Below are 20,868 nucleotides of genomic sequence, written 5' to 3' on the forward strand. Positions count from 1 at the left end.
CGCACCCGAACCGCCGAGACCGCGACGGTGCGCGGTCCCGGGGCGGGACGAGCGGGCATCACCGCGGTCTCGGCGGGGGCTGGGGCCGTGGGTCAGCCCTTCTTGTTCTTGCCCTTGGCGCGGCCGCGCTCGGTGGCGTCGAGGATGACCTTGCGCAGCCGGACCGCCTCGGGGGTGATCTCGACGCACTCGTCGTCCCGCAGGAACTCCAGGGCCTGCTCCAGGCTCATCAGGCGCGGCGGCACGAGGCGCTCGAACTCCTCGGAGCTGGCCGCTCGCATGTTGGTGAGCTTCTTCTCCTTGGTGATGTTGACGTCCATGTCGTCGGTGCGGGCGTTCTCACCGATGATCATGCCCTCGTACACCTCGGTGGCGGGCTCGACGAACATCGAGCCCCGCTCCTGCAGGTTGACCATCGCGAAGCTGGTGGCCACGCCCGTGCGGTCGGCGACGAGCGAGCCGTTCTGCCGGGTCATGATCTCTCCGGCCCACGGGCCGTAGGAGTCGAAGACGTGGTGGGCGATGCCCGTGCCGCGGGTGTCGGTGAGGAACTGGGTCCGGAACCCGATCAGGCCGCGGGCGGGGACCTTGAACTCCATCCGCACCCAGCCCGTGCCGTGGTTGCTCATCTGCTCCATCCGGCCCTTGCGGGCGGCCAGCAGCTGCGTCACGGCGCCCAGGTACTCCTCGGGCACGTCGATGGTCATCTGCTCGAACGGCTCGTGGACCTTGCCGTCGACCTCGCGGGTGACGACCTGGGGCTTGCCGACGGTCAGCTCGTAGCCCTCGCGGCGCATCTGCTCCACCAGCACGGCCAGCGCGAGCTCACCACGGCCCTGGACCTCCCACGCGTCGGGCCGCTCGGTGGGGAGGATGCGGAGCGACACGTTGCCGATGAGCTCCTTGTCGAGGCGGTCCTTGACGAGGCGGGCGGTGACCTTGGTACCGCGGGCCCGGCCGGTCAGCGGCGAGGTGTTGGTGCCGATGGTCATCGAGATCGCCGGCTCGTCGACCGTGATGAGCGGCAGCGGCTCCGGGTTCTCGGGGTCGGCCAGGGTCTCGCCGATCATGATGTCGGCGATCCCGGCGATGGCGATCAGGTCGCCGGCCCCGGCGCTGGCGACCGGCACGCGCTCGAGCGCCTCGGTCATCAGCAGCTCGGACACCTTGACCTTCTGGAACGAGCCGTCGGTGCGGCACCAGGTGACGGTGTCGTTCTTGTTGATGGTGCCCGAACGAACCCGGCACATGGCGATCCGGCCCAGGAAGGGGGAGGCGTCCAGGTTGGTGACGTGCGCCTGCAGCGGCTGGTCACGGGTGTCCAGCGGGGCGGGGATGTGGGTCATCAGGGTCTCGAACAGCGGCTCGAGGCTGTCGCCGTCGATCGGGGTCCGGTCCTCGGGCCGCGTCATGGACGCCTTGCCGTCGCGGGCCACGGCGTAGACGATCGGGATCTCCAGCAGGGACTCCTCGTCCACGCCGGTGCCGTCGGCCACGTCCAGGATCAGGTCGAAGGTCTCGTTCACGACCTCCTCGATGCGGGAGTCGGGCCGGTCGACCTTGTTGACGACCACGACGATCGGCAGGTGCGCCTGCAGGGCCTTGCGCAGCACGAAGCGCGTCTGGGGCAGCGGACCCTCGGACGCGTCGACGAGCAGGACGACGCCGTCGACCATGGACAGACCGCGCTCGACCTCGCCGCCGAAGTCCGCGTGGCCGGGGGTGTCGATGATGTTGATCGTCACGCCGTCGGGGGCGCCGTGGCGTGCCGCGGCCGGCCCGGTGTACCGGACGGCCGTGTTCTTGGCGAGGATCGTGATGCCCTTCTCACGCTCCAGGTCGCCGGAGTCCATGACGCGCTCGCGCACGCTGTCGTTCTCGGCCTGGTGCGCGGTGAACGACCCGGACTGCCACAGCATGGCGTCGACGAGGGTCGTCTTGCCGTGGTCGACGTGGGCGACGATCGCGACGTTCCGCAGGTCGTGGCGCAGTGCGGAGCCGGGCGTTGCGTGTGCGGGAGCAGTTTCAGAGGTGGTCACGGGGTACCAGTGTGCCGCAGAGACGGCACGATCAGGTCCGCGAGCGTCCTGACGGCCTCGGCGTCGGCCGGCAACCAGGCCACGTCCAGCAGGGTGGAGGCGTCCAGCCAGCGCAGCCGGTCGTGGTCCTGCAGGGGCTCGGGGAGGTCGGGCGGGCTGATCCCGACGAGCTCGGCGAACCACAGCCGGAGCACCAGCGAGGACCCCAGGGGCCAGACCTCGCCGTGCACGGGGTCGGTCTCGCCGGCCCCGCCCGGGGCGACCTCGTGGCCCAGGACCACGCGGACCCCGAGCTCCTCGGCCAGCTCGCGGTGCAGCGCCTGCTGCGGTGTCTCCCCACGGTCGACCTTGCCCCCCGGGAACTCCCAGAACCCCGCCAGCTCGGCCGGTGCGGTCCGGCGCGCCGCCAGCAGGCGCGTGGGCGAGGCGAGGCTGTCGACCACGGCGGCGCCCACCACGAGGCGGCGGGCGCCGGGCTGCGGGCTCACGCGCCGGCGGGCCGCTGGTCGTCGGGGACGACGGCGCCGCTGGGCACCGGGTCCTCCGAGGCCACGTCCGCCGTCGGCACGGGGCGGTCGTCGTCGGTGTGGAAGCTGGTCAGCTGCAGGTCGGAGGCGATCTGGTTGGTCAACCGCCGCTGCCGCAGGCGACGACGGTCGCGGTCGACCTCGGCCCACTCCCCCCGGAAGGCCTTGAACGTCGCGACCATCATCATGATCATGACGAACGAGAACGGCAGGGCGATGATGACCGCCATGGTCTGCAGCGCCAGCAGCGCCCCGTCCTCGGCCCCGGACAGCGTCCCGACCGTGAGCAGGGCGGCCGCGACGAGCCCGGTCAGCGAGGCCCACATCGCCCGGCTCCAGGCCGGCGGGTTGGTGTTGCCGCCGGAGGCGAGCATGTCGATGACCAGCGACCCCGAGTCCGCCGACGTCACGAAGAACGACACGATGAGCAGGAGCGCCACGACGGCGACGACCCCGCCGAGCGGCAGCCCGTCGAGCACGAGGAAGAGCGACAGGTTGGTGTCCACGCCACCCTCGTCGTCGATCAGGCCGCCGGAGCCGAACAGCTCGCGGTGCAGCGCCGTGCCGCCCAGGACCGAGAACCACAGGAACGTGATCAGGGTCGGGACCGCGAGCACGCCCAGGACGAACTGCCGGACGGTCCGCCCGCGCGAGATCCGGGCGATGAAGACCCCGACGAACGGCGCCCAGGACATCCACCAGCCCCAGTAGAACGTCGTCCACGACGCCTGCCACGCCTGCCCCTCGGCCCCCTGCAGCGAGGAGGTGTCGAAGGTGAGGCGCAGCACGTCGGTGGCGTAGGCGCCCAGGCTGGCCACGAACTCGCGCAGCAGGAACAGGGTGGGTCCGGCGACGAGCACGAAGAGCAGCACGACCGCGGCCAGCACCATGTTGACGTTGGACAGGACCCGGATGCCCCTCGCGACGCCGGTCACCACGGAGATGACCGCGAGCCCGGTGATCGCCGCGATCAGCACGTTCTGCCAGAGCAGGCCCTCGGCGGGCAGGCCGACGAAGCCGAGCCCGGCCGACAGCTGCAGGACACCGAGCCCGAGCGAGGTGGCGACGCCGAACAGCGTCCCGACGACCGCGATGACGTCGACGACGTCACCGAAGGCACCGCGGGCGACCTTCTCGCCCACCAGCGGCTCGAGCGCCCAGCGGATCGAGATGGGGCGGCCCTTGCGGTGCACGGAGTACGCGACCGCCAGGCCGACGACGACGTAGATCGCCCAGGCGTGCACGCCCCAGTGCAGGTAGGTGGTGGTGAGCGCCTGCATGGCGGCGTCGTTGTCGTTGCCCTCGAAGCCGGGGCGCGGGGAGGCGAAGTGGTTCAGCGGCTCGGCCACCCCCCAGAACACCAGGCCGATCCCCATGCCTGCGCTGAACAGCATCGCGAACCAGGACCGCAGCCCGAACTCCGGCACCTCGTCGTCCCGTCCGAGGCGGAGGTCCCCGTAGCGGCTGAACGCCACGAAGGCCGAGAACGCGACGAAGGCGGCGATCAGCAGCACGTAGTACCAGCCGAACACCCCGATGACGGCTCCCTGGACGGCACCGATGACCTCGCCCGTGGTCCCGGGCAGGACGACGGCGAACAGCACGAACACCGCGATGATGGCGGCGCTGGGCCAGAACACCCGTGCGGCCACGGCCGACCCCTTGGTCGCCTCGGCGGTGGCGGGGACCTCGTGGTCGTGGCCTCGGTCGGACGGTGCGGGCGGTGCAGACATGACTACTCCTCCGTCGCCGGGGAGACGACGCGTGGCGGGCTGGGGGCCCTCCACCATCGCGCGCATCGGCCTCGTTCTCAACTTCGGTCAGGCCCGTGACGTCTGCCCCGCGCCTGTGTCACCCCTGCCCCGTAGCGTGGCCGTCATGCCTTCGACCGAGCCCTCGCCGCCTCCCGGTCCTCGCCGGCTCACCCACTCCGACGTCGCCGCACAGCTGGTCGACCTGCCCGGCTGGCGGCACGTCGACGGTGCCCTGCAGGCCCGTTTCGACGCCCCGGACGTCCCCGCGGCGGTCCGCCTGGTCACCGAGGCGTTCGACGTCGCGGAGGAGATGGACCACCACCCCGACACCGACCTGCGGTGGAAGCGGGTCCGGTTCGCGCTGTCCACCCACACCGCGCGCGGCGTCACGCAGCTGGACGTCGAGCTGGCCCACCGCCTCTCCCGGGCCGCGGACGCGCTGGGCGCGGCCACCCTCCCCGCCGCGGCCCAGGCCGTCGAGATCGGCGTCGACACCGCCGACCCGTCGCGGATCAGCCCGTTCTGGCAGGCCGCCCTCGGCTACCACCCGCACCCCGAGGACAGCGAGGTGCTCGTCGACCCGCACGGCCGCGGGCCCGACCTGTGGTTCCAGGTCACGGCGACCCCGGGCGCACCCGCCGGGCAGCGCAACCGCCTGCACCTCGACGTCTCGGTCGGCAGCCTGGAGGAGGCCGCCGAGCGCCGTACCGCGGTGGAGGCCGCCGGGGGTCGGCTCGTGTCGGACGAGCGGGCGCCGGCCTGGTGGGTCTACGCCGACGCCGACGGCAACGAGGTGTGCGTCTGCACCGGGTTCGGGCGGGAGTCATGAGCTCCGAGGTGCACCGCGAGGAGACGACGCTGGCCGAGGTCAGCGCCAAGATGAACTGGCTGCGCGCGGGTGTGCTGGGCGCCAACGACGGCATCGTGTCGACCGCCGGGCTGGTCGTCGGCGTCGCGGGCGCCACCTCCGACACCACCGCGCTGCTGGTCGCCGGCGTCGCGGGGCTCGTGGCCGGGGCGCTGTCGATGGCCGGCGGGGAGTACGTGTCGGTCAGCACCCAGCGCGACAGCGAGCGCGCGCTGCTGGCCAAGGAGGCCCGCGAGCTGGAGGAGACCCCCGACGAGGAGCTGGCCGAGCTGGCCGGGTTCTACCGGGACAAGGGGCTGTCGGAGCAGACGGCCCAGCAGGTGGCCGAGGAGCTGACGGCCCACGACGCCCTGCGCGCCCACGCCGAGATCGAGCTCGGCATCGACGGCGACTCGTTCATCAACCCGTGGCACGCCGCGTGGGCGTCGCTCATCGCGTTCACCCTCGGCGCCCTGCTCCCCCTGCTGGCCATCGTCCTGCCGCCGACCGGGATGCGGCTGCCCGTCACCGTCATCGCCGTCGTCGCGGCGCTGTCGGTGACGGGCTTCGTCAGCGCCCGCCTCGGCGGGGCCCGGCCGTGGCCTGCCGTCGCCCGCAACGTGGGCGTCGGGGCGCTCGCGATGGGCCTGACCTTCGCCGTCGGGACGCTGGTCGGCGGCGCGGTCTAGAACCCGGTCGGGCCCTCCTCGGGGAAGTGGCAGGCCACCAGGTGGCCCGCGGCCGTGCCGCGCTCCACCAGCGGCGGCGTCTCGGACGCGCAGATGTCCTGCGCCTTCCAGCACCGGGTCCGGAACCGGCAACCGCTGGGCGGGTTGAGCGGGCTGGGCACGTCCCCGGTCAGGGTGATGCGCTCGCGGTGCCGCTCCTTGACCGGGTCGGCCACCGGGGCCGCCGACAGCAGGGCGCGGGTGTACGGGTGACGCCCGGCGGCGTACAGGTCGTCGCGGGTGGCGACCTCGACGATCCGCCCCAGGTACATCACGGCCACGCGGTCGCTGATGTGTCGCACGATCGACAGGTCGTGGGCGATGAACAGGTAGCCCAGGTTCATCCGCTGCTGCAGGTCCTCCAGCAGGTTGATGACGCCGGCCTGCACCGACACGTCCAGCGCCGACACCGGCTCGTCGAGCACCAGCATCTTGGGCTCCAGCGCCAGGGCCCGGGCGATGCCGATGCGCTGCCGCTGCCCGCCGGAGAACTCGTGCGGGAACCGGTTGCCGTGCTCGGGGTTGAGCCCGACCAGCTTGAGCAGGTCGGCGACCCGCTCCTTGCCCTCCTTGTTGCGCCACTCCTTGTGGATCTTGAGCGGCTCGGCCACCAGGTCGTTGACCGGCAGCTTGGGGTTGAGCGAGGCGTAGGGGTCCTGGAACACGATCTGCAGGTCGCGGCGGAACGGGCGCAGCTTGCGGGCCGACATCTCGGTCAGCTCGTGGCCCTGGAACCGGACCGAGCCGGACGTCGGCTTGTGCAGCTGCAGCACCGCTCGTCCGGTCGTCGACTTGCCGCAGCCGGACTCCCCCACCACGCCGAGGGTCTCGCCGGCGTCGACGCTGAACGACACGCCGCTCACGGCCTGGACCTGACCGACGGTCCGCCGGATGAGGCCGCCGCCGCGGACCGGGAAGTTCATGACGAGGTCCTCGACCTCGAGCAGGTGCCCGGTGCCGGGGCCGGGGCCGGAGGCGGCGCGGGCGCCGCCCGTCGTGGTCTCGGTGCTCATGCGCTCGTCCTTCCGACGGTGGCGCCCGGGTCGACGCGGAACATGGCCGTCGCGTCCTCGTAGCCGGCGACCTCCTGCCAGCGGTGGCACGCGGCCTCGTGGTCGCGGCGGTCGGTCTCGGTCAGCGGCGGCTCCTCGCTCGCGCACTGCGCCACCGCGATGGGGCAGCGGGGGCGGAACGGGCAGCCGCTGGGCAGCCTGATCAGCGACGGCGGGGTGCCCTCGATGGGCCGCAGCCGCTCCCCGATCAGGTCCGTGGTGGGCATGGAGCCCAGCAGGCCCGCGGTGTACGGCATCCGCGGGTCGGTGAAGATCTCGTCCACGCCGGCGGTCTCCACGGGCTTGCCCGCGTACATCACGAGGACCCGGTCGGCGACGCTGGCGATGACCCCCAGGTCGTGGGTGATGAAGACGATGGCCGCGTCCACGGCGTCCTTGACGTCGAGCAGGGTGTCGAGGATCTGCGCCTGCACCGTGACGTCCAGGGCGGTGGTCGGCTCGTCGGCGAAGATGACGTCGGGGCGGTTGATGACCGCCATCGCGATCATCGCCCGCTGCCGCATCCCGCCGGAGAACTCGTGCGGGTAGGACCGCAGCCGGGTCTTGGCCTGGGGGATGCCGACCAGGTCGAGCATCTCGGTGGCCCGCGCCAGGGCCGCGGCCTGCGAGATGTGCTCGTGGCTGCGGACGGCCTCGGCGAGCTGGTTGCCGATGGTGAGCACCGGGTTCATCGCCGTCATCGGGTCCTGGAAGATCATCCCGATCTTGCGACCGCGCAGGCCACGCTGCTGCTCCGGACGCATCTTCAGGACGTCGTCGCCGCGGAACAGGATCCGGCCCGACACCTTGGCGCTGCGGGGCAGCAGCCCCATCACGGCCATGCTGGACACGGACTTGCCCGAGCCGGACTCGCCGACGATCCCGAGCACCTCGCGCGGGTGCAGCGTGTAGCTGACGCCGCGGACGGCGTTGACGACGCCGTCGTCGGTGGGGAACCGGACCGTCAGGTCCTCCACCTTGAGGATCTCCGTCGAGGGGTCCGCCCGCTCGGCGTCGGAGTGGTCGGTGATGCTGCCGGCCGGACCCGTGTGGCTGATCCGTCCGGTCTGGTGGGTGGGGCCCGTGGGTCCGGGCGTCGTGGGGCTCATGCCGTCGGCCTCCTGCTCGCTCATGCGCGGACCTTGTTCTGGCGCGGGTCGAACGCGTCGCGCAGGCCGTCGCCGATGAAGTTGATGCTGAGCGCGATGCCGATGATGAACAGGCCCGGGAACCAGAACAGCCAGGGCCGGGTGGCGAAGGCCGTCTCGTAGTCGCTGATCAGCAGCCCCAGGCTGGTGTCGGGACGCTGGACGCCGAAGCCCAGGTAGCTCAGCGCGGTCTCCAGCAGGATGGCCGCGGCGATGGTCAGCGTGGCGCTGACGATGATGGTCGAGATGGTGTTCGGCAGGATGTGCCGGACGATGATCCGGCCGGGGCTGGCCCCCATGGCCCTGGCCGCCTCGACGAACTCCCGTTCCTTGATGGACAGCACCTCCCCCCGGATCAACCGGGCCAGGCTCGTCCACACCACCACCCCGAGGAACAGACCCAGGGCGAGGGCGGTGCCGTCGGTCCCCCGGGCCACCACGGCGGCCAGGACGAGCAGGGGGATGGCGATGATGACGTCGACCAGGCGCATGAGGACGGTCTCGACCACTCCCCCGAAGTAGCCCGCGACCGCCCCGACGATCGTCCCGGACAGCGTGGAGACCAGCCCCACGAGCAGGGCGATCTGCAGCGACTGCTGGGCCCCGCGCATGGTCTGGGCGAAGTAGTCGCGCCCGATGGTGTCCTGGCCGAACGGGTTCTCGCCGATCGCGAACCCGTCACCGTCGACGAAGGCGGGCAGCACGTCCAACGTGGGGCGACCACCGTCGATGACGGGACCGGTGGTGGTGAACGTCTTGTCCCACCAGCCGGGGATGGGGCCCGCCCCGATGCTGGTCACGGCCATCAGGACGATGAAGAGGAAGACGAAGAGGCCGGCCATGGCGCCGCGGTGGCGCAGGAACCGCCGCATCACCAGCTGCCCCTGCGTACGGGCCTTGACGGTGAACTCCTCGTCGACGGCCGGGTCGTGGCCGGGGCCGCCCGCGGTGACCGTGGCGTCGTCCGGCCGCGGCTCGCCGGGGGGCTGGGGAGTGGGTGTCGTCATGAGGACTCCTGGAGGTCTCGGCGCAGGCGGGACGGTCGCAGCACCGTCATGACAACCGGATCCTCGGGTCGAGGTAGGCGTACGCGATGTCCGCCACCAGGTTGAAGATCACGATGAGGACCGCCGTCACGATGAAGAACCCCATCACCGGGTTGGGGTCGACGTTGGTCAGCCCGTTGCGGAACAGCGCTCCCATGCCGGACCACCCGAACACCGTCTCGGTGATGATGGCGCCGCCGATGACGGCACCGAAGTCGAACGCCGCCAGCGTGGTGACCGGGATCAGCGCGTTGCGGAACGCGTGACGGACGGTGACGGTGCGCTCCGTCAGCCCCTTGGCCCGGGCCGTGCGGACGTAGTCCATGTTGAGGACCTCGAGCATCGACGCCCGGGTGTAGCGGACGTAGGTGGCGAACGAGATGAGGATCAGGGCCGTGGTGGGCAGGATGAGCGCCGTCGCCTGGTCGAGGAACACCTCCCAGAACGTGCCCGTGAAGTTGGGCGTGCCGGAGCCGACCGTGCTGATGACCCGGCCGGAGACCCGGTCGGAGTAGGCCGAGAACGCGGCCAGCACGTAGTCCGCGAAGACCGTCGACCCGCTGAGCAGCGCGGTCAGCACACCGGCGCGCATGGCCTGGGGCCGGTCGAGGCCACCCAGCAGGAAGCCCGCCGCCAGGCCGGCCACCACGAGCCCGGCCGTGCACAGGATGATGATCAGCCAGGTGGGGTCCCGCAGCACGCCGGCCAGGGCCATGCTGCCCAGCAGGGCCGCCGCGGCGGAGGCCACCGAGGCGTACAGCACCCGGCGGTTGCGCAGCCCCGACGTCAGGAACGTCACGCCGACCGCCCAGGCCAGGCTGATGACGACCACGAGGACGGGACCCAGGGCGGGCCGGGCGAACCACTCGACCAGGTCGAGGTAGAAGAGCGTCGCGAAGGTGGCGCCCGCCGCCACCCCGGCGCTGATCAGCCGTCGCCGTGGTGGCCCTCCCAGGAGCGCCTGCCAGACCAGCGCTGCCACCACGGCCAGGCCCAGCATCACCGCCAGCGGGATCCCGGGGTCGGCGAGCCAGTCGTTGAAGCGGATGGCGCCGAACTCCTTGAGCAGCACCGCCACCCAGAAGATCGGCAGGGAGAAGAAGAGGAACGCCAGGAACGTCACGGCGTAGTCGAACCCGGTGTACTGCCGCAGCGCCGAGATGATGCCGATGGTGACGCCGAGGATGATCGCCAGGACCGTGGAGACGGTCACGAGACGCAGCGTGGAGGCCATGGCCTGGGCCAGGAGCGTGGTGACGTCCTGCTGGGCGATGGTCTGCCCCAGGTCGCAGGCCCCCACCAGGCAGCCCGCCGCACCGGCGAGCCAGCCGAGGTAGCGCTGCAGGACCGGCTGGTCCAGGCCCAGCAGGGCGATGCGCGCCTCGACGGCGGCGTCCTGCTGCGCCTGGTCGGGGATGGCGTACAGCTCCACCAACGGGTCGCCCGTGTTCGCGACCAGCACGTAGACGATGAGCGTCGCCGCCAGCAGGGTGAAGATCGAGATGATGACGCGACGTGCGATGAAGGCGCCCACCGCAGACCTCCTGACGAGTGTGGGCCTCCCGGCCCCGCTGCCCCCGGCCCGCTCGTGGCGGGCTCCTGTGCGGCGGGTCCGGTCGACGTGGTGCGACACGGTAGCCACTTCTGCGTGACCGTCTTGTTTCGTGGTGCCAGTGCCGCACGTGCGACGGGGCCTCACCCCTCGGGCGAGACCCCGTCACGCGTGCTGTGGTGCTGTGGTGCTGTGGTCCTACCTGCTCAGCAGGAGACCGGTCACTCGGCGGTGCGGGCCCACTCGTAGGCGTTCCAGGTCAGACCGGCCTGCGTGGGGTTGTACTGCACGCCCTGCGCGTCAGCGGCCGTCGCGATGACACCCGGGAAGGAGAAGACCGGGATGGTCGCGAGGTCGTTCCAGAGGATCGTCTCGATCTGGATGATCAGGTCGTTCTGGGCGTCGGGGTCGGGCTCCTGGTTGAGGGAGGCGATCAGCTCGTCCACCTCGGGGTTGGAGTAGTACCCGTTGTTGTTGCCCTTCGAGGCACCCTCGGCGACCGTGGTGTAGGTCGAGGAGGAGCCGGAGACCAGCGGGGAGCCGGCCCAGGCGAACATGGCCACGTCGAAGGCACCGGTGGCGAGCTCGCCCTCGGCCTCGAAGAAGTTCTCGTTGCCGATGTCCTGCACGTCGAAGCCGGCGCCGTTGGGGCCGCAGGCCTCGATCACGAGGGCCGCCTGCTGGGCGCGACGCTCGTTGGCGTTGTGACCCAGGCGCAGCGTGGTGCCCTCGAGGCCGTTGTCGGCCAGGAGCGCGGTCGCCGCGGCGATGTCCTGCTCGGCCTGGCCGCCGTAGGCGGCCTCGGACACCTCGGTGTAGCGCTCCTCGAACGGGAAGGCGTACCGGCTGTTGAGCACGGCGGCCTCGGGGTTCAGGGGCGCGATGAGGGAGTCGACGATCTGCTGACGGGGCAGGCAGAGGGCGAACGCCTCACGGAGCACCGGGTTGGCGAACTCACCCTGGAAGTTGAAGTCGAAGTGCTCGTAGGTGTACTGGTCCTGCGGCTCGACGGTGACCGAGTCCCCGATGGCCTCGAGCTGCGCGAGCAGGTCGGGGTTCGGCTGGGGGTCCATGGCCTGGATCTCGCCGTTCTGCAGCGCCTGGGCCTGCGCGTCCTGCGGGATGAACCGGATGACGACGGTGTTCGACGCCGGCGGGGTGCCCCACCAGCTCTCGTTGGCGACCAGCGTGATGGACTGCGCGGCCTCCCACGACTCCACCGTGTACGGCCCGGCGGACAGGGCGACGGTGTCGTCCCACTCGCCCGGGTTGAAGTTGAAGCCCGTGTTCCAGACCTCGGCCGCGCCGGCCAGGGCCTCGGCGTCACCGGCGTCCACGGCGGCGATGATGTCCTCGACGCCGCCGTTCTGCTCGACGATGTGCGCGGGGATGAAGTTGCCGTACTGCGACGTGTAGTCACCGAACGGGGTGTTGTAGACGATCGTGAAGGTCGTGTCGCCGTCGGCGCACTCGGGCCGGTCGGTCGCGTCGTAGCCCGCGGTGCCGGACTGGGAGAAGCCCTCGAAGTTGCCGGACATCGCGGCCCAGTACAGGACGGCGTCGTCGCAGTCGATCGGCTCGCCGTCGGACCACACAGCACCCTCGCCGAAGGTGTACTCCACCGTCAGCGGCTCCTCGGAGGTGACCTCGAAGCTGCCGAAGTCCTCGTCCGGCTCGATGGTCCCCTCGGGGCCGAAGTACCAGAAGCCACGCTTGATCTGGTTCAGCACGATCGCGTTGGCGGAGGCGTTGGTCTCGGCGGTGTCCTGGTTGTAGGAGAACACCTCCTGCTCGTAGCCGTAGGTGAAGACGGCGTCCGAGCCGCCCGCGGGGGCGCTGGCGTCGTTCTCGACTGGCTCTGCGCCGCCGACCGTTGCGTCGCCGTCCGACTCTCCGGACGTCGCGCAAGCGGCGAGCACGAGAGCGGAGCCGGCGAGCAGCGCGACGTACTTCGCGCTCTTCCGGGTGCTGATCACTAGTGATCCTCCATCAGGATTCGTCACTGCGCGGCGGATGGCCACGTCAGCGGTTGACCGACGAAACATGCCGCAGACCGGACACGGACGGCAAGAACCGCGCGCGGTGCGTTACCGAGATGCAACCGTTGTGCGCCTGCGCCCGTTACCGGCGGGTAGCCCGGGCGGGGTCCCGGGCCGCCACGGTCAGACGTTGAAGCGGAACTCCACGACGTCGCCGTCGACCATGACGTAGTCCTTGCCCTCGATCCGGGCCTTGCCGCGCGACTTGGCCTCGGCCATGGAGCCGGCCTCGACCAGGTCCTCGAACGACACCACCTCGGCCTTGATGAAGCCGCGCTGGAAGTCGGTGTGGATGACGCCGGCCGCCTCGGGCGCGGTCGCGCCCTGCGCGATGGTCCAGGCCCTCGACTCCTTGGGCCCGGCCGTCAGGTAGGTCTGCAGCCCGAGGGTCGCGAACCCGACCCGGGCCAGCTGGTGCAGGCCGGGCTCGTCCTGGCCGGACTCGGCTAGCAGCTCGGCGGCGTCGGCCTCGTCCAGGCCCGCCAGCTCCGACTCCAGCTGGGCGTCGAGGAAGATCGCCTCGGCGGGGGCGACCAGGGTGGCGAGGCGCTCACGGGTGGCGACGGCCTCGGGGCTGTCGCCGAGCGCGTCGGCGTCGACGTTGAACACGTAGATGAACGGCTTCGTGGTCAGCAGGCCGAGCTCGCGCAGGTTGGCGGCGTCGAGCTGCTTGCGGGCCACGGCCACCGACAGCGGGGTGCCTTCGGCCAGGACGGCCTCGGCCGCGCGCGCGGACTCCAGGACGGCCGCGTCGACCTTCTTGCCCCGCACCTCCTTCTCCAGGCGCGGGATGGCGTTCTCCACCGTCTGCAGGTCCGCGAGGACCAGCTCGGTGTTGATGGTCTCGATGTCCTCGGCCGGGTCGACCTTGCCGTCGACGTGCACGACGTCGTCGTCGACGAAGGCCCGGATCACCTGGCAGACCGCGTCGGCCTCCCGGATGTTGGCCAGGAACTTGTTGCCCAGCCCCTGCCCCTCGCTGGCCCCCCGGACGATGCCGGCGATGTCGACGAACGACACCACCGCCGGGACGATCTTCTCGCTGCCGAACACCTCGGCGAGCACCTTGAGCCGCGGGTCGGGCAGCGGGACGACGCCGACGTTGGGCTCGATCGTCGCGAACGGGTAGTTCGCGGCGAGCACGTCGTTGCGGGTCAGGGCGTTGAAGAGGGTGGACTTGCCCACGTTCGGCAGGCCGACGATCCCGATAGTGAGTGCCACGGTTGCAGGAGTCTACGGGGCTGCTGCGGGCCGGCCGACGAGCGCGCCTGCCCGGTTGTGTCCCGGGTGGGTCGCATCCTGCTGGTGTGGACCCCGGTACGTCAGACCTCCCCCTCCTCCTCGGCCTGCTCCTGGTCGGCCTGGTCGTCGGCCTGGTGGTCGGCACCGCGCTGTCGGTGGCGGTGCTGCGACCGCGGGCGGCCGCCCGGGGTGCCGCCGTGACGGCCGAGCGAGACCTGCTGGCGGCCCGGGTGGGGTCGCTGGAGACCGCGCTGGAGGACCGGGCGTCGCAGGAGCAGACGCTGGCCCCGCTCAGCTCGACCCTGGCCCGGGTCGAGCGGCAGGTGGCCGTGCTCGAGCGGGACCGCGTCGAGCAGTACGCCGGCCTGCGCGAGCAGCTGTCCGGGCTGGCGCTGACCAACGAGGCGCTGCGCACCCAGACGGCCGCGCTGGCCGGGGCGCTGCGCTCCCCCAACGCCCGGGGCTCCTGGGGAGAGGTGCAGCTGAGGCGGGTGGTCGAGCACGCGGGCATGCTCAACCGGGTCGACTTCACCGAGCAGGCGACCGGCACGTCGCGCTCGGGCGCAGCCGTGCGCCCGGACATGGTGGTCAACCTGCCCGGGGGCAAGCACGTCGTGGTCGACGCCAAGGCACCGCTGGCCGCGTTCCTCGAGCAGCGCTACGACGACCACGCCCGCGCCGTGCGGGCCCACGTCGACGCGCTGGCGGGCAAGCAGTACTGGACGGCCTTCACCGACTCCCCCGAGATCGTCGTGTGCTTCGTCCCCGGCGAGGCGTTCCTGGCCGCCGCCTGCGAGGCCGACCCGGCCCTGCTCGAGGCCGCCATGGCCAAGCGGGTGGTGCTGGCCACACCCACGACCCTGCTGGCGCTGCTGCGGACGGTCGCGCTGACCTGGCAGCAGGACGCCCTGGCCGGGTCGGCGCGGCAGCTGTTCGACGTGGGTCGCGAGCTGCACGCCCGCCTGGGCACGTTGGGCGGTCACGCCGGCAAGCTGGGCCGCGACCTGCAGCGGTCGGTCGAGGGCTACAACGCACTGGTGTCGTCGCTGGAGTCCCGGGTGCTGGTGACGGCGCGGCGGATGCGGGAGCTGGGGGTGGTCGACGACGACCTGCCGGTGGTGGCCCCGCTCGAGGTCGCACCGCGCCCCCTGACGGCCACCGAGCTGATCGACGACGCGCTGAGCGACGGGGCCACGCGCGACCACGACGGCCACGCCTACGACGACGAGGGGCTGCTCGGCCTGCTGGAGGAACCGCGCGGCCCGGGACAGCCGAGCGACCGACGGGACCGCGACGCGGGGTAGGCGGTCGTCCACATCGTCCCAGGTCAGGGGTTGTCTGGCTCGCCTGCCCTACTACGAGGTGGTGTCGCAGCTGACCGCCCTCGCGACCGGGTGGCGCGACCTGTCGCCGGCGGTGGGCGACGACGCCGACCGGATCGACCTGATCCGGGCGCTGGAGGTCGTCAAGGCCGCGGCGTCCGCCGCCCAGGCGTGCCTGGCGGCCGACCTGGACGCCAGCCAGCGGCAGGAGCAGGCGGCCGCGGGCGTGCCGGCGGCGGAACGTGGTCGTGGGGTCGCCGCGCAGGTGGCCCTGGCCCGCCGGGACTCGCCCCACCGCGGGGGCCGGCACCTGGGCCTGGCCAAGGCGCTGGTGCACGAGATGCCGCACACGCTCGCCGCCCTGCAGGCCGGACGCATCAGCGAGTGGCGGGCCGCCATCCTGGTGCGCGAGACCGCGGTCCTGACCGCCGACGACCGGGCGGCCGTGGACCTCGAGCTGGCCGGTTCCGCCGAGCGGGTGGAGGTGCTCGAGCAGCTCGGCGACCGTGCCCTCGGGGCCCGGGCGAAGCAGGCGGCCTACCGCCTGGACCCGCACAGCGTGGTGGAGCGGGCCCGGCGGGCCGTGGGCGAGCGCTGCGTCACGCTCCGCGCCGCGCCCGACACCTGGTGCGACGCACCCGTCCGCCACGTCGACCACGTGGTGCCTCACGCCGCTGGCGGCCCCACCAGCAGCCACAACTCACAAGGCCTGTGCGAGAGCTGCAACCACATCCGGCAGGCCCTCGGCTGGCACGGCGCCGTCCACGACCCACCGGCCGACCTCGCGGCACCCGGGAGCCCACGGCGGCACACCGTGATCACCACCACCCCCACCGGGCACACCTACGTCTCGACGGCCCCGCCCCTGCCCGGAGCACCACCGGGCCCGCCCGGGGCGGACGCAGCCGCCACCGCGGACGCCTCAGCCACCCGAGGCGCCCAGGACGCCGAGGGTCCGGATCCGTCGGGGAGCTGGGTCGAGGTGTGGATGCGCGAGCACCTGGCGACGGCCGCCTGATCCCCGGCCTCCTCATCCGCTAGGTGCGGAAGGTCCGCCGGGCCTCCTCGACCACCCGGGCCGCCGCGAGGCGCAACGGGTCGGTCGCCTCCGGGCCGTCGGGGGCGTCCGGTTCCTGCTGGGCCTGCCAGGCCCGCAGCAGTGCGGCCCGCGCGTCGGCAGGAGAGGTCCCGGGGACCGCCTCGACCACGGCCGGCACCAGCCAGTCCACGTCGAACGTGCCGGAGGGCGGGGCGAACACCCGCTCGCCGCTCACCCAGTCCGACGGGGTGCCCACGGGACCGGTCCTCAGCCTGGCCGGGTCAGCCGCGAGCCGCCGCGGCCTGCTGCTTGGCCGTCTTGATGTCCTTGCGCAGCTCCTTGGGCAGCGAGAACAGCAGGTCCTCCTCGGCCGTGACGACCTCCTCGCAGTCGGCGTAGCCGCGCTCGGCCAACCACTCGACGACCTCGCGGACGAGGATCTCCGGCACCGAGGCGCCGGAGGTGACGCCGACGGTGCTGACGCCGTCCAGCCACGCCTCGTCGATCTCGCGGCAGGTGTCGACCCGGTACGACGTGGCCGCCCCGTTCTCCAGCGCCACCTCGACCAGGCGGACGCTGTTGGACGAGTTCGCCGACCCGACGACGATGACCAGCTCGGCCTCGGTGGCGATCTTCTTCACCGCGACCTGACGGTTCTGGGTGGCGTAGCAGATGTCGTCGCTGGGCGGGTCCGCCAGCTCGGGGAAGCGCTCCCGCAGCTGCCGGACGGTCTCCATCGTCTCGTCCACGCTCAGCGTGGTCTGGGACAGCCACACCACGCGGGAGGGGTCGCGGACGACGACGTTGGCGACGTCCTCGGGCCCGTCGACGAGCTGGATCCGGTCCGGCGCCTCACCGGCCGTGCCCTCGACCTCCTCGTGGCCCTCGTGGCCGATCAGCAGGATGTCGTAGTCGTCGTCGGCGAACCGGACGGCCTCCTTGTGGACCTTGGTCACCAGGGGGCAGGTGGCGTCGATCGTCTGCAGCATCCGCTTGGCGGCCTCGGCGTGGACCTGCGGCGACACGCCGTGGGCGCTGAACACCACCCGGGCCCCCTCGGGAACCTCGTCGGTCTCGTCCACGAAGATCGCCCCGCGCCCGGCCAGGGTCTCCACCACGTGCTTGTTGTGGACGATCTCCTTGCGGACGTAGACCGGCGGGCCGTACAGCTCCAAGGCCTTCTCGACGGCGACCACCGCCCGGTCGACGCCGGCGCAGTAGCCCCGGGGAGCGGCGAGCAGGACACGCTTGCGCAGTTCGGTCACCCCCCCATCGTAGGTTGGCGCCGATGGAACGCGCCCCGGTACCGCCGTCCGGCCCCGAGCCGGTCCCCGAGCGGGCCTCCGACACCACGCCGAGCCGGCCCTGGCCGCTGCGGCTGCTGACCCACAACATCGGCGGCTACGTGGCCCGGATGCCCTCGCTGTGGGTCGAGGCGCAGATCGTGTCGCTCAAGCGACGACCCGGTCAGTCGATGGCGTTCCTCGACCTGCGCGACACCGACGCGGAGGTGTCGATGTCCGCGATGGCACCGGTCAGCACGCTGGACGCGGCCGGACCGGCGGTGCGCGAGGGCGCCCGCGTGGTGCTCCGGGTCGAGCCGCGCTTCTACGCCAAGCGGGGGACGCTGTCGCTGTGGGTCCAGGTGGCCCGCCCGGTCGGCGAGGGCGAGCTGCTGGCCCAGGTCGAGCAGCTCAAGCGCACCCTGGCCGGTGAGGGGCTGTTCGACCCGGCCCGCAAGAAGCCCCTGCCGTTCCTGCCCGCCGCGGTCGGGCTGGTCTGCGGCCGGGGCAGCGCCGCCGAGAAGGACGTCGTCGACAACGCCCGTCTGCGCTGGCCGGCGCTACGCATCGAGCTGCGCGAGGTCGCGGTGCAGGGGCCCGACGCCGTCACCCAGGTGTCGCGGGCCGTGCGGGACCTCGACGCCTCCGGCGCGGTCGACGTCATCGTCGTGGCCCGCGGTGGCGGGTCCATCGAGGACCTGCTCCCGTTCAGCAACGAGGCCCTGCTCCGGCTCGTGGCGGCCTGCCGGACCCCGGTGGTCTCGGCGATCGGGCACGAGGTCGACACCCCCCTGCTGGACCTAGTCGCCGACGTCCGCGCCTCGACCCCCACCGACGCCGCCCGCCGGGTCGTCCCCGACGCCGCCGCCGAGCAGGCCGTCCTCGAGCAGGTCCGCGCCCGGGGCCGCGTGGTGCTCCGCCAACGGGTCGAGCGCGAGCGGCGGCTGCTGCAGGACCTGCGGGCCCGCCCGGCCCTGACGGACCTGCGGGGTCTGTTCGTCGACCGGGTGGCCGCGCTGGACGAGTGGCGGACCCGGCTGCGCACGGCGACCGAGCGCGGGGTGCGTCGCCGGTCCGAGAGCCTCGCCGCCACGCTGGCGCACCTGCGGGCGATCTCACCCGCGGCGACCCTGGAGCGCGGCTACGCCATCGTCCGCACCCGCCCCGCCGGCGCGGACGACGTCTCGCACGTGGTGCGCGACCCCGAGCAGGCGCCGGACGGCGCGGTGCTCGACGTGACCCTGGCCCGGGGCCGGCTGGTGGTCACCGCGACGACGCCCGAGGGGGGCGGCCCCACCGGCACCAGCACCACCACCAGCACCACGACCGGCACCACGACCGGCACCACGACCGAGCCACCCGAGCGCAGGAGCAGCAGATGACCGACACGCCCGCCGAGGCGACGACCATGCCGTACGAGGCCGCACGGGACGAGCTCGTCGACGTCGTCCGGCGGCTCGAGTCCGGGAGCGCGGACCTCGAGGAGTCCCTGGCCCTCTGGGAGCGCGGTGAGCAGCTGGCCGCCCGCTGCCAGGAGGTGCTGGACGGAGCGCTCCGCCGCCTCGACGCCCAGGGGGCGCCCGGCCCCACCGGCCCGTCGGACGCCTAGTCGCCCAGCGAGGTCGCGACCAGTTCGACCACGGCCCGCAGGGCGTCGTGGTCCGACGTCCCCGACACCACCGTCGTCAGCCCCGGCGCGCTGCTGCCGTCGGCGGTCTCGGCGACGTGGGTGTACGCCGTGTCGCCGTCGCCACGCACCTGACGGCTCCACGACAGCCCACCCAGGTCGACCGGTTCGGGCGGGCCCACCGATCCCGCGTCGGCCCGGGTCAGCCACTCGTCGGTGGGCGCGACGGCCTGCTCCAGGTCCACCCGGCGCTCGTCGGGCGACAGCACCCCCAACCGCCAGGTCGCGACGTCGTCGGTGGTCTCGGTCCGGGCGTAGTCGAGCCGCCAGCCCTCGCCGACGTCGACCACGTCGGCCGCCTCGGGCACGTCCGCCGCCCCCAGCTCCTGCGCCGCGGGGCCGGCCACCAGCAGCAGCGGCGGGGCCCCGAGCGCCGACGCGGCCTCGTCGACCGCCGTCACGGCCTGGGTCCCCCCCACCTGCGGCTGCTCCACCGCGCCGGGCTGCGGCGCGAACAGCAGCACGGCCCCGACCACGCCCAGGATGACCGCCATGCTCACGACCATGTCGAACGCGGTCTGACGACCCCGTCGCCGCGCTGGTGCGGGGCCCGGTCCGGCTGCTGGTTCGGAGACGCTCACACCCCCATGGTGACCGATGACTAGCCTGCCCTCATGGTGAGGGCTCTGGTGGTCGGTGAGGCACTGGTCGACGTCGTGGTCGGACCGGACGGCGCGGCGCTCGGTCGCCACCCCGGCGGCAGCCCCGCCAACGTGGCCCTGGGACTGGCCCGGCTCGGTCACCGGGCCGAGCTGCTGACCTGGCTGGGACCGGACGAGGACGGAGACCTGGTCCGGGCGCACCTGGCCGCGTCGGGGGTCGGCCTGGTGGACGGCAGCGGGGCCGCGGCGGCGACCTCGACGGCCACCGCCCGGCTGGACCTGTCCGGCGTCGCGACCTACGACTTCGACCTGGACCCGTCCATGCCCGCGGTGGACCTGGACGCCCTCACCGGCGACGAGGGGTTCGACGTCGTGCACACCGGGTCCATCGCGGCCGTCCTCGCCCCGGGGGCGTCCGTCGTGGAGGGGCTGATCTCACGCACCCGCCACCGCGCCACCGTGTCCTACGACCCCAACGCCCGCCCCGCGCTGATGGGTGACGCCGACGTCGCACTGGCCAAGGTGCTGGCCTACGTCGGCATCTCCGACGTGGTCAAGGTCAGCGACGAGGACCTGGCGTGGCTGCGCCCGGGGGTCGACCCGCTCGACGTCGCCGGGTCGTGGCTGATGCGGGGGGCCGCCGTGGTCGTGGTCACCCGGGGCGAGGGCGGGGCCGACGCGCTCACCGCCGCCGGGCACACCCACGTCGACAGCCCGGCGACCGACGTCGTCGACACCGTCGGGGCCGGGGACTCGTTCATGTCCGGGCTGCTCGACGGGTTCGCCCGGCACGGCCTGCTCGGCGCCGACCGGCGGGACGCCCTGCGGGCGGTGCCGGACGACACCGTCCGCGACGTGCTGACCCACGCGGCCCGGATCGCCTCGATCACCTGCTCCCGTCCCGGCGCCGACCCACCGTGGCAGCGGGAGCTCGAGGCGAGCGACCCCGACGACTGACCCA

At 72.6% G+C, this 20,868-nt stretch carries 19 protein-coding genes; 7 read left to right on the forward strand and 12 right to left on the reverse strand.

Annotation, left to right across the window (positions count from 1 at the left end; translation table 11 throughout):
- Positions 1 to 92: 92 nt before the first annotated feature.
- From typA to ACR80Q_RS14945, 3 genes are read right to left on the reverse strand one after another with little or no spacing between them, the layout of a single operon-like run.
- A complete protein-coding gene (gene typA / locus ACR80Q_RS14935; RefSeq protein WP_435378433.1) occupies positions 93 to 2,039 on the reverse strand; it encodes a translational GTPase TypA in 1,947 nt (648 codons plus the stop codon).
- Positions 2,036 to 2,527, reverse strand: a complete 492-nt coding sequence (locus tag ACR80Q_RS14940) for a (deoxy)nucleoside triphosphate pyrophosphohydrolase (protein ID WP_435378434.1) — start codon at positions 2,525 to 2,527, stop codon at positions 2,036 to 2,038. Before ACR80Q_RS14940 ends, typA begins: the two co-directional genes overlap by 4 nt.
- Positions 2,524 to 4,299 (reverse strand): BCCT family transporter, encoded by a 1,776-nt coding sequence (locus tag ACR80Q_RS14945; RefSeq protein ID WP_435378435.1) that lies wholly within the window; start codon positions 4,297 to 4,299, stop codon positions 2,524 to 2,526. Before ACR80Q_RS14945 ends, ACR80Q_RS14940 begins: the two co-directional genes overlap by 4 nt.
- A 145-nt stretch (positions 4,300 to 4,444) precedes the next feature.
- Between ACR80Q_RS14945 and ACR80Q_RS14950 the strand changes: the two genes are divergently transcribed.
- Complete coding sequence (locus ACR80Q_RS14950; RefSeq protein WP_435378436.1) at positions 4,445 to 5,149, forward strand: 4a-hydroxytetrahydrobiopterin dehydratase; 705 nt, start codon at positions 4,445 to 4,447, stop codon at positions 5,147 to 5,149.
- Entirely contained in the window at positions 5,146 to 5,856 is a 711-nt protein-coding gene (locus ACR80Q_RS14955) for a VIT1/CCC1 transporter family protein (RefSeq protein ID WP_435378437.1), read from the forward strand. Before ACR80Q_RS14950 ends, ACR80Q_RS14955 begins: the two co-directional genes overlap by 4 nt.
- On the opposite strand, the gene ACR80Q_RS14960 is transcribed toward ACR80Q_RS14955, so the two are convergent.
- From ACR80Q_RS14960 to ychF, 6 genes are all read right to left on the reverse strand, one after another.
- Positions 5,853 to 6,908 (reverse strand): ABC transporter ATP-binding protein, encoded by a 1,056-nt coding sequence (locus ACR80Q_RS14960; RefSeq protein ID WP_435378438.1) that lies wholly within the window; start codon positions 6,906 to 6,908, stop codon positions 5,853 to 5,855. The two genes, ACR80Q_RS14955 and ACR80Q_RS14960, sit on opposite strands and share 4 nt — an antisense overlap.
- The gene (locus ACR80Q_RS14965; RefSeq protein WP_435378439.1) at positions 6,905 to 8,080 is read right to left on the reverse strand and encodes an ABC transporter ATP-binding protein; all 1,176 of its coding nucleotides are present in this window, start codon (positions 8,078 to 8,080) and stop codon (positions 6,905 to 6,907) included. Before ACR80Q_RS14965 ends, ACR80Q_RS14960 begins: the two co-directional genes overlap by 4 nt.
- Positions 8,077 to 9,102, reverse strand: a complete 1,026-nt coding sequence (locus ACR80Q_RS14970; RefSeq protein ID WP_435378440.1) for an ABC transporter permease — start codon at positions 9,100 to 9,102, stop codon at positions 8,077 to 8,079. The genes ACR80Q_RS14965 and ACR80Q_RS14970 overlap by 4 nt, the downstream gene beginning before the upstream one ends.
- Positions 9,103 to 9,148: 46 nt before the next feature.
- Complete coding sequence (locus ACR80Q_RS14975; RefSeq protein ID WP_435378441.1) at positions 9,149 to 10,675, reverse strand: ABC transporter permease; 1,527 nt, start codon at positions 10,673 to 10,675, stop codon at positions 9,149 to 9,151.
- A gap of 239 nt (positions 10,676 to 10,914) precedes the next feature.
- On the reverse strand, positions 10,915 to 12,669 hold the full coding sequence (locus tag ACR80Q_RS14980) for an ABC transporter family substrate-binding protein (RefSeq protein ID WP_435378442.1): 1,755 nt from the start codon (positions 12,667 to 12,669) through the stop codon (positions 10,915 to 10,917).
- 186 nt (positions 12,670 to 12,855) lie between these two features.
- Complete coding sequence (gene ychF, locus ACR80Q_RS14985; RefSeq protein ID WP_435378443.1) at positions 12,856 to 13,953, reverse strand: redox-regulated ATPase YchF; 1,098 nt, start codon at positions 13,951 to 13,953, stop codon at positions 12,856 to 12,858.
- An 86-nt stretch (positions 13,954 to 14,039) separates the two neighbouring features.
- Between ychF and ACR80Q_RS14990 the strand changes: the two genes are divergently transcribed.
- Together ACR80Q_RS14990 and ACR80Q_RS14995 are read left to right on the forward strand one after the other, a co-directional pair.
- Complete coding sequence (locus tag ACR80Q_RS14990; protein ID WP_435378444.1) at positions 14,040 to 15,278, forward strand: DNA recombination protein RmuC; 1,239 nt, start codon at positions 14,040 to 14,042, stop codon at positions 15,276 to 15,278.
- Positions 15,279 to 15,339: 61 nt separating this feature from the next.
- Entirely contained in the window at positions 15,340 to 16,314 is a 975-nt protein-coding gene (locus ACR80Q_RS14995; protein ID WP_435378445.1) for an HNH endonuclease, read from the forward strand.
- A gap of 19 nt (positions 16,315 to 16,333) precedes the next feature.
- Here ACR80Q_RS14995 and ACR80Q_RS15000 read toward each other — a convergent pair whose 3' ends face one another.
- Positions 16,334 to 16,591 (reverse strand): hypothetical protein, encoded by a 258-nt coding sequence (locus tag ACR80Q_RS15000; RefSeq protein WP_435378446.1) that lies wholly within the window; start codon positions 16,589 to 16,591, stop codon positions 16,334 to 16,336.
- A 25-nt stretch (positions 16,592 to 16,616) separates the two neighbouring features.
- The gene (locus tag ACR80Q_RS15005) at positions 16,617 to 17,600 is read right to left on the reverse strand and encodes a 4-hydroxy-3-methylbut-2-enyl diphosphate reductase (protein WP_435378447.1); all 984 of its coding nucleotides are present in this window, start codon (positions 17,598 to 17,600) and stop codon (positions 16,617 to 16,619) included.
- Positions 17,601 to 17,623: 23 nt separating this feature from the next.
- Between ACR80Q_RS15005 and xseA the strand changes: the two genes are divergently transcribed.
- Both xseA and ACR80Q_RS15015 read left to right on the forward strand, forming a co-directional pair.
- Positions 17,624 to 19,000, forward strand: a complete 1,377-nt coding sequence (gene xseA, locus ACR80Q_RS15010; RefSeq protein ID WP_435378448.1) for an exodeoxyribonuclease VII large subunit — start codon at positions 17,624 to 17,626, stop codon at positions 18,998 to 19,000.
- Entirely contained in the window at positions 18,997 to 19,227 is a 231-nt protein-coding gene (locus ACR80Q_RS15015; RefSeq protein WP_435378449.1) for an exodeoxyribonuclease VII small subunit, read from the forward strand. The genes xseA and ACR80Q_RS15015 overlap by 4 nt, the downstream gene beginning before the upstream one ends.
- Here ACR80Q_RS15015 and ACR80Q_RS15020 read toward each other — a convergent pair.
- Entirely contained in the window at positions 19,224 to 19,997 is a 774-nt protein-coding gene (locus ACR80Q_RS15020; protein ID WP_435378450.1) for a DUF4245 family protein, read from the reverse strand. The genes ACR80Q_RS15015 and ACR80Q_RS15020 overlap by 4 nt on opposite strands.
- On the opposite strand from ACR80Q_RS15020, the gene ACR80Q_RS15025 reads away from it, so the two are divergent.
- The gene (locus tag ACR80Q_RS15025; RefSeq protein ID WP_435378451.1) at positions 19,920 to 20,864 is read left to right on the forward strand and encodes a carbohydrate kinase family protein; all 945 of its coding nucleotides are present in this window, start codon (positions 19,920 to 19,922) and stop codon (positions 20,862 to 20,864) included. The two genes, ACR80Q_RS15020 and ACR80Q_RS15025, sit on opposite strands and share 78 nt — an antisense overlap.
- The last annotated feature ends 4 nt before the right edge of the window (positions 20,865 to 20,868 follow it).

The sequence above is a fragment of the Aquipuribacter aurantiacus genome (genome assembly GCF_051216895.1).
In the GTDB taxonomy this organism is placed as follows: domain Bacteria; phylum Actinomycetota; class Actinomycetes; order Actinomycetales; family JBBAYJ01; genus Aquipuribacter.